The organism is Ideonella sp. (assembly GCF_036277275.1).
Taxonomy (GTDB): domain Bacteria; phylum Pseudomonadota; class Gammaproteobacteria; order Burkholderiales; family Burkholderiaceae_C; genus Ideonella.
Window position 1 is genome coordinate 1 of the sequence record NZ_DASUNH010000041.1, and the last position, 8208, is coordinate 8208.

Below are 8208 nucleotides of genomic sequence, written 5' to 3' on the forward strand. Positions count from 1 at the left end.
TGGTGCAGCAGGCCGACAAGCTCTACGGCTCGCGCCCGTGGCGCCACTACGACTTCCTGCTCGCGCTGTCGAACTCGTTCGGCGGCATCGGCCTGGAGCATCACGAGTCGAGCGAGAACGGCGTGCGCGGCAACTATTTCAAGGACTGGGACAAGGCGATCCGCGCCCGTGGCCTGCTGCCGCACGAATACACCCACGCGTGGAACGGCAAGTTCCGCCGCCCGGCCGACCTGTGGACGCCGCACTACAACGTGCCGATGCGCAACCCGCTGCTGTGGGTCTACGAAGGCATGACCCAGTACTGGGGCCAGGTGCTGACCGCACGCAGCGGATTGGCCACGCCCGAGCAGGCACGCGACGCGCTGGCGCAGCTGGCCGCCAACCTCGACGCGCGCAGCGGCCGCACCTGGCGCAGCCTGCAGGACACGACGACCGAAGGCACGCTGGCCTCGCAGCGCAACAAGATCTGGCGCGACTGGCAACGCAGCGCCGACTACTACGACGAGGCGGTGCTGATCTGGCTCGACGCCGACACGCTGATCCGCGAGAAGAGCCGCGAGACCAAGTCGCTCGACGACTTCGCCCGCGCCTTCTTCGGCCCGACGATGCAGCCGCACGACGACGGCAGCCCGAAGAGCATGACCTACAGCTTCGACGATGTGGTCAAGACGCTCAACGGCGTGCAGCCGCACGACTGGGCCACCTTCCTGCGCGCGCGGCTGGACCGCACCGGCCCCGGCGCGCCGCTGGACGGCCTGCTGCGCAGCGGCTGGAAGCTCGGCTGGTCGGAGACCGAGAGCGAATTCGCCAAGCACAGCGAAGGCCGCGGCGGCCCGAGCGGGCGCGAGCGGCCGGACGACTTCATGTTCTCGCTCGGCCTGCAGATCGCCAGCGACGGTGAGCTGGACCAGGTGATGTGGAACAGCCCCGCGTTCCAGGCCGGCGCCGCCACCGGCCAGAAGCTGATGGCCGTCAACATGCAGGTCTACAAGCCCGAGCGGCTGGCGGCCGCCATCACCGCCAACAAGAACGGCTCGGCGCCGATCGAGCTGCTGGTCAAGGACGGTGAAGTCTACAAGCTGATGCGCATCGACTGGCGCGGTGGCCTGCGCTACCCGAAGCTCGAGCGCATGGACGACGCGCCCGACCGGCTCGGCGCGATCTGGGCAGCGAAGTGAGCGCGGCAGCGTCGCTCCGGCACGGCGCGCTCGGCCTCGCGCTGTGGGCTGCGCTGGCCGGCTCGGCGCTGCCGGCCAGCGCGCATGGCGACCATGGCCATCACGCCGAGCCGGCCACCAGCGCCGCGGCCCAGCCCACCGCCCCACCACCGGCCAGTTGGCCCGGCACGATGGCACTGTCGGTCGACGCGACCGACCTCGATCGCCGTGTGCTGCGGGTCCAGCAGACCCTGTCGGTGGCGACGCCAGGGCAGCGCCTGGCGCTGCGCTACGCACGCTACCTGCCGGGCGGCCACGGCCCCTACGGCGACGTGACGCGGTTGGCCGGCTTGACGATCCAGGCCGGCAACCAGCGCCTGCCCTGGCGGCGCGAAGCGGCCGACCCGTTCACCTTTCTCGTCGACGTACCGGCCGGCGCGACCACGCTGAACCTGAGCTTCCAGTACCTCGCACCGGTGCGTGGCAGCGGCGAGCGCATCAGCGTGACCCGTGAGATGCTCGGCGTCGAGTGGGAGAACGTGCTGCTGTACCCGGCCGGGCCCGCGGTGCATGCGATTCGCGTGCAGCCGCGGCTCAGACTGCCACCGAAGTGGCAGCAGGTCAGCGCGCTGCGCGGATCATCGGGCGCCGTGGTGCAAGCAGGCGCCGACGGCTGGGTCGACTTCGCGCCGGTGTCGGTCGAGACGCTGGTCGACTCGCCGCTGTTCGCCGGCCGCCATGTGAAGCAGGTGCCGCTCGACGCCCCGGGGGCCACGCACCCGGTCACGTTGACGGTGCTGGCCGACGATGCCCCGATGCTGGAGGCGAGCAAGCCGCAGCTCGACGCCCACCGCGCCCTCGTCACGCAGGCCGACAAGCTGTTCGGCGGCGCGCGGCATTTTCGCCACTACGACCTGATGCTGGCCCTGTCCGACGATTTCGGGGGCATGGGCCTGGAGCACCACGAGTCGAGCGAAAACGTGTTGCGGCCCGACTACTTCAAGGACTGGGACAAGGCGATCCGCGGTCGCGAGCTGCTGGCCCACGAGTACGTGCATTCATGGAACGGCAAGCACCGCCGGCCGGCCGACCTGGCCACGCCGGACTACCACCAGCCGATGGGCAACAGCCTGCTGTGGGCCTACGAAGGGCTGACCGAGTACTGGGGCCATGTGCTGGCCGCACGTGCCGGGCTGAGCACGCCTGAGCAGGCCCGCGATCGGCTGGCCAATGTCTATGCCGAGGTCGCCGCACGCAGCGGCCGCAGCTGGCGGCCCTTGCAAGACACGGTGATCGACCCGGCGATCGGCCCTGGCCCATCGCGTGAGTGGGACGAGTGGCAGCGCAATGCCGATTACTACGACGAGGCGCAGCTGGTCTGGCTCGATGTCGACCTGACGCTGCGCACGCTGAGCCAGGATCGGCATTCGCTCGACGACGTCGCCCGCGCCTTCTTCGGTGGCCGCACCCAGCAGCGCGCGGATGGCTCGATCGCACCCCACCCCTACACGGAAGATGAACTGCTGGCCGCGTTGGATGCGGCCCACCCGCACGACTGGCGGCGTTTCCTGCACGAGCGGCTCGACCGTGTCGGCGGCCCGACGCCAGGCCTCGCGAACAGCGGCTGGCGCCTGGCCTGGGCCACCGAAGAAAGCCGCTTCGAGAGCAACGAGCGCGGCTGGGAAGGCGAGGACGGCACCGAGCGGCCGCAGAACCTGGTCCACTCGTTGGGCGTGCGGGTGATCGGTGACGGTGGCATCACCCAGGTCTTCTGGAACAGCCCGGCCTTCGACGCCGGCCTGACCAAGGGCATGACGCTGCTGGCCGTCAACGACGTCGCCTACAAGGCCGACCGTCTCGAAGCGGCGATCCGCGCCAACACCCAGGGGGAGGCCCCGATCCGACTGTTGGTCAAGGACGGTGAGCGGTACCGCACGGTAACGATCGATTGGCGCGGCGGCCTGCGCTACCCGCGGCTGGAGCGAGTCGAGGGCGCGGCCGATCGGCTGAGCAAGGTGTTGAAGGCGCGCTGATTCACCATCCGCCGCCGCGGAAACTCAGCGCGGCGGCGCCTCGCCGGTGCTTGATGCCACGACCGACAACAGCGTGTCGCCGGTGGCCACCAGCGTTTCTTCGGTGCCGTTGCAGGCAAACAGCTCGCAGGCCGTGAACACCTGCGACTTGCCAGGCTTGACGACCCGCGCCCGGGCGATGAACCGCTCGCCGATCGCCGGCCGAAGGCAGTTGACTGAATAGTGCGCGGCCAGCACCTGCCCGACCAGCGTGGCCGCGGCATAACCACAGGCCGTGTCGATCAGCGCACCGACCACGCCGGCATGCAAAAAGCCGGCGTACTGCCCGACCTCGGGTCGCCATGGCATCGCAATCTCGACCTCGCCCGGCACTGCGCCGAGCACCTCGATGCCGCACCAGCGGTTGAACGCCGCCGTCTCGTTCACGGCGCGCAGTTGCGCCAGCGGATCCTTGAGCGCACCCATCGTCGTTCCTTGCAAGTGACCAGTGGACCAGTGCGGCCACTCTAGCCACGCCGGTCAGTGCCGGCTGTCAACGGGGCGACAGGGGCGGCAGGGGCGGCCCCCTCAACCGGCGTCGGTTCTGCGCCAGTGCGGCACGCCGGATACTGGTGGCGTCGCCGCTTCACCACCCCGCTCATGACCTGTTGCCTGCTGGTCGATGACGACCCCGCCATTCGCACGTTGCTGCTGGACTACCTGCAGTCGTTCGGCCTGACTGTCGAGGCGCTGGCCGATGGCGCGGCGCTGCGCCGGCGGCTGCCGGCCGGCGGTGTCGACCTGCTGCTGCTGGACCTGATGCTGCCGGACGAGAACGGGCTCGGCCTGTGCCAATGGGCCAAGCAGCAGTGGCCGGCCCTGCCGGTGATCATGCTGACCGCACAGGGCGACCCGCTGTCGCGCGTGCTCGGGCTGGAGATCGGCGCCGACGACTACCTGCCCAAGCCGTTCGAGCCGCGCGAGCTGGTGGCGCGCATCAAGGCCGTGCTGCGGCGCGGCCAAGTGCTGGCCGCCGCCAATGCCGCACCCACCACCCTGCGTTTCCACGGTTGGTCGTTCGACCGTCTGCGGCACCAGTTGCTGGCGCCCGACGGCACCGTCGTGCCGCTGTCAGCGGCCGAGTTCAGGCTGCTGTCGGCGTTCGCCGAACACCCGGGCCAGGTGCTCAGCCGCGACCGGCTGCTCGAACTGTCGCGAGCACCCGGCGCCGCGGCCAACGACCGCAGCATCGACCTCGCGGTGTCGAGGCTGCGCGGCAAGCTGCTGAACAGCGGCGGCGCACCGCTGATCCGCACGGTTCGCGGCGAAGGCTACCGGTTCGATCCTGCCGTGGAGGCCACGCGATGAGCCGATCGACCCCCGCCATGCTGCGCGGCTGGCGCCGCTTCGACACGCTGGGCCTGCGCCTGTTCGTGTTGATGTGGGTGGTGCTGGTGGCCAGCCATGCCGCGGCCTACTGGCTGGCGGTGCCGGCTCGACCGCCGGGTGACGCGGGCCCCAGCCGGCTGGCGCAGTTGCCGCCGCTGCCGTCGCTGCCCCCGGGATCGCTGATGGCACCCGACGAGGCACCTCTCGCCGCCGCCCCAGGCGCGCCACCGCGCGGCGCCCCGCCTCAAGGTACGCCGCCGGCGCTGCCCGCGCAGGCGCTGTGGCTGGACTATGCGATCCGGCTGCTCGTCATCGCGCTTGGCGCAGCGCTGGGCGCGCGTTGGCTGGCGGCGCCGATGCGCCGGCTCGCCGGTGCCGCCGAGCAGTTGTCGCACGGCCTCGCACGGGGCCAGCCGCTGCCCACGCTGGACGAGCAGCACGGCACACGCGAGGTGCGCGCATCGGCCCAGGTCTTCAACCGGATGGCCCAGCGGCTGCAGGCGCAGTTCGATGCCCGCGGCCTGCAAATGGCGGCGGTGTCGCACGACCTGCGCACGCCGCTGACGCGCCTGCGCATGCGGCTCGAAGGGCTGGACGCGCCGGTGGCGCAAGCGGCCATCGGCGACATCCACGAGATGAACGCGCTGATCGACAGCTCGCTCGCGGTGCTGCGCGAGCAGCGCGACAGCGCCGCGCCCAGCGTGGTCGACGTGGTGGCGCTGGCGCAGGCGGCTGTCGACGACCTGGCCGAACAAGGGCACGACGTGTCCTTGTTGGACACCACAGCCAACATGCCGGCGCTGCGCGCCCGTGCCCATCCGTTGGCACTGCGGCGCATCGTCGACAACCTGCTGGGCAATGCGCTGCGCCACGGTCGCCAGGTGCGCGTCAGCGTCGGATCCGACGCCGACGGGGTGGTGCTGCGGGTCGACGACGACGGCCCGGGCATCGCTCCGGCGTTGATCGAACAGGCCTTGCAACCCTGGGTGCAGCTGGGCACGGGCGGCGGAGCCCACCAGGGCCTGGGCCTGGCCATCGCGCGCGACCTGGCCGAGCGCGATGGCGGCCTGCTGACGCTGGCCAACCGCGCCGAGGGCGGCCTGCGCGCCCGCCTGTGGTTGCCGGCGGCCTGAAGTCTCGCCAGCTTGGCGAATGTGTCGAGACTGACACACAGCGCCCAAACGCCCGATACACGCGGCCGCCACGATGCGGCCCATGGAACCACTGCACGACGCTCACCCGCACGGCCTGGCGGCCGACCTCGACACCTTGGCCCAGCGCGCATTGGCGCGCCGCGGCATGCTGCGCTGGCTGGCGGCTGGCGCCATGCTGACAGGGCCGATGGCCCTGGTCGGCTGCGGAGGCGGTGGTGAGACCGACGCGGGTGACAGCGGCAGCGACAGCGGTGACGGGAGCAGTGGCGACACCAGCGGCGGCGATACCGGCAGCTGCGCGGTGATCCCGAGCGAGACTGCGGGCCCCTACCCGGCCGATGGGACCAACAGCAACAGCGACGGCCCCGTCAACGCACTGGCGATGACCGGCATCGTGCGCAGCAACATCACGTCGAGCTTCGGCGACTTCGGCGACAACGTGGCCGACGGCGTGCCGCTGACGGTGACGCTGAAGCTGGTCAACACGGCATCCAGCTGCGCCAACCTGGCCGGCTATGCGATCTACCTGTGGCACTGCGACCGCGGCGGCAACTACTCGCTGTATTCGAGCGGCGTGACCGACGAGAACTATCTGCGCGGCGTGCAGCTGACCGACAGCAACGGCGAGGTCACGTTCACGACGATCTTCCCTGCCTGCTACAGCGGGCGTTGGCCGCACATGCACTTCGAGGTCTACTCGAGCATGGCCGAAGCGACCAGCGGCGACAACGACGTCAAGACCTCGCAGCTGGCGCTGCCGAGCGCCGCCTGCCAGCAGGTCTACGGCGTGGCCAGCGGCTACGACGCCAGCGTCAGCAGCTTCGCGCAGGTCTCGCTGTCCAGCGACAACGTGTTCAGCGACGACGGCGCTGCGCTGCAGCTGGCCACGGTCGACGGCAGCGTGTCGGCCGGCTTCACCGCGACGCTGACGGTGGGCATCAGTGCCTGAATCGATGCTCGACCCAGCTCAGGCGTCCGGCGGGCCCTTCAGTTCGATGGTGTTGCCCTCGGGGTCGTCGAGGTAGATCGACGGCCCTTCGCCTTCAGCGCCGTAGCGCTGGCTGACCGGCCCGGCCTGCACGCCGTGCTGCGCCAGGTGGGCGTAGATCGCATCGGCATCGAACGGCTCGACGCGGAAGCAGAAGTGGTCGACGTTGCGCCCTTCGCGGCCCGGCGCAGCACCGCCCATGCTGCCGAGCTTGCCGTCCACCGGCACGAGGTCGACCAGTGCGCTGCCGGCGCGCAGCTGCACCAGGCCGATCGCGTCCTGCCGCCGCTCGATGCTGCAGCCCAGCACGTCGATGTAGAAGCGCTGCATCTCGTCCAGGTCGACCACGCGCAGCACGAGGTGGTCGATTTCGCGAATCCTGATGGTCATGGCGCCTCCGGAGGGACCAAGCTGATCCGGTATCGCAGGCCCTCGGTGCTGCCGAACGACGCGGGTTTGATGAACCGTTCGAACAGCACGCCGCCATTGGCCTCGATCACGCGTTGCGACGCGTGGTTGGCCGGGTCGGTCGTGATCTCGGCGAACGGCAGGCCTTCGGCACGCACCAGCGGCAGCATCTGCGCCAGCGCCTGCGTGGCATAGCCCCGCCGCTGCTTCCACGGCACGACGTTGTAGCCGATGTGGCTCAGGCAGTGCGGCGGCAGCTCGGTCGTGCCGCGTTGCCAGCGGCAGCTGATGACACCGGCGAACTCACCATCCCACAACCACATCTTGAAGCCGGGGATGCGCGCGCCCTGGCTGCCGTCGGGCAAGGTGACCGGGCCGCCCAGCGCCTCGCGGTCCTGCTGTTGCTGGATGAACAGCAGTTCGTCCAGCCGCAGGCGGGCCAGCTCTTCGCGCGCCGCGACTTCGCCGCGCTGGCTGTCAGGCGACCAGCCGCGTTCGAGCGCCGCGATGTAGCCGGGCAGGTGGTCGAGGGTGGGGATGACGATTTGCATGGAACGGCGAGTGTCGTTGGACTCAAGAAAGCTTGTCGGTTGTCGGGCGATGCGCCCCGTTACTTGGCCAGAGGCAGTGTGGTGAGGACGGTGAAGCGACCTTCATCGAGGCGCGGAAAGGCGACCGTGAGGAGCCGGCGCACCATGTCACGCCTCGCGCTTCATGTCGCGGAACGCCGCGAACAGCCACGAGCGCATGCCGATCACCAGCGTGTACGGGCGCTTCTGGTCTTGCGGCAGCTTCTGGTCGGCCAGGTGCTGCTGGGCAAAGTCCTGCGCGACGCGCTGCAGCCGTTCGTTGAACAGCGCCGCGAGGCTGCGGCCGATCTGGCCGTGCACCAGTGTCAGCATCTCGCCCTCGCCGTCGAAGCCACCGGCGTAGTAGTCGGTCACGACCTCTTCGCGGAAGTACTGCATCACCGGCCCATGCGGTCGCCAGCGGAAGGTCTTGGCCACGCGCAAGCGGTAGCGGTTCATCGGCCGCAGCTCGATGATGCCCAACCGGTCCAGCTGCGCCAGGTACTTGATCGCCTCCGGCTCACTGACGCG

General features: G+C 70.2%; 7 protein-coding genes and 2 pseudogenes. 5 read left to right on the forward strand and 4 right to left on the reverse strand.

Annotated features, from left to right (window positions below; all coding sequences use genetic code 11):
• Together VFY73_RS08400 and VFY73_RS08405 are read left to right on the forward strand one after the other, a co-directional pair.
• Positions 1–1178: pseudogene (locus VFY73_RS08400) on the forward strand (peptidase M61); the annotation flags it as partial.
• Positions 1175–3190, forward strand: coding sequence for a peptidase M61 (locus VFY73_RS08405; RefSeq protein ID WP_329717592.1), 2016 nt, complete (start codon positions 1175–1177; stop codon positions 3188–3190). The pseudogene VFY73_RS08400 and the gene VFY73_RS08405, both read left to right, overlap by 4 nt.
• A 24-nt stretch (positions 3191–3214) precedes the next feature.
• Here VFY73_RS08405 and VFY73_RS08410 read toward each other — a convergent pair whose 3' ends face one another.
• Complete coding sequence (locus VFY73_RS08410) at positions 3215–3655, reverse strand: PaaI family thioesterase (RefSeq protein ID WP_329717594.1); 441 nt, start codon at positions 3653–3655, stop codon at positions 3215–3217.
• A 174-nt stretch (positions 3656–3829) separates the two neighbouring features.
• Here VFY73_RS08410 and VFY73_RS08415 point away from each other — a divergent pair, with 174 nt between their 5' ends.
• From VFY73_RS08415 to VFY73_RS08425, 3 genes are all read left to right on the forward strand, one after another.
• On the forward strand, positions 3830–4537 hold the full coding sequence (locus VFY73_RS08415; protein WP_329717596.1) for a response regulator transcription factor: 708 nt from the start codon (positions 3830–3832) through the stop codon (positions 4535–4537).
• A complete protein-coding gene (locus VFY73_RS08420; RefSeq protein ID WP_329717598.1) occupies positions 4534–5691 on the forward strand; it encodes an ATP-binding protein in 1158 nt (385 codons plus the stop codon). The genes VFY73_RS08415 and VFY73_RS08420 overlap by 4 nt, the downstream gene beginning before the upstream one ends.
• Positions 5692–5773: 82 nt before the next feature.
• Positions 5774–6661, forward strand: a complete 888-nt coding sequence (locus tag VFY73_RS08425) for an intradiol ring-cleavage dioxygenase (RefSeq protein WP_329717600.1) — start codon at positions 5774–5776, stop codon at positions 6659–6661.
• Positions 6662–6679: 18 nt separating this feature from the next.
• Here VFY73_RS08425 and VFY73_RS08430 read toward each other — a convergent pair whose 3' ends face one another.
• The 3 genes and pseudogenes from VFY73_RS08430 to VFY73_RS08440 all read right to left on the reverse strand — a co-directional run.
• Positions 6680–7090, reverse strand: a complete 411-nt coding sequence (locus VFY73_RS08430; protein ID WP_329717602.1) for a VOC family protein — start codon at positions 7088–7090, stop codon at positions 6680–6682.
• Entirely contained in the window at positions 7087–7659 is a 573-nt protein-coding gene (locus VFY73_RS08435; RefSeq protein ID WP_329717604.1) for a GNAT family N-acetyltransferase, read from the reverse strand. The genes VFY73_RS08430 and VFY73_RS08435 overlap by 4 nt, the downstream gene beginning before the upstream one ends.
• A 147-nt stretch (positions 7660–7806) precedes the next feature.
• A pseudogene (locus VFY73_RS08440) lies at positions 7807–8208 on the reverse strand (XRE family transcriptional regulator); the annotation flags it as partial.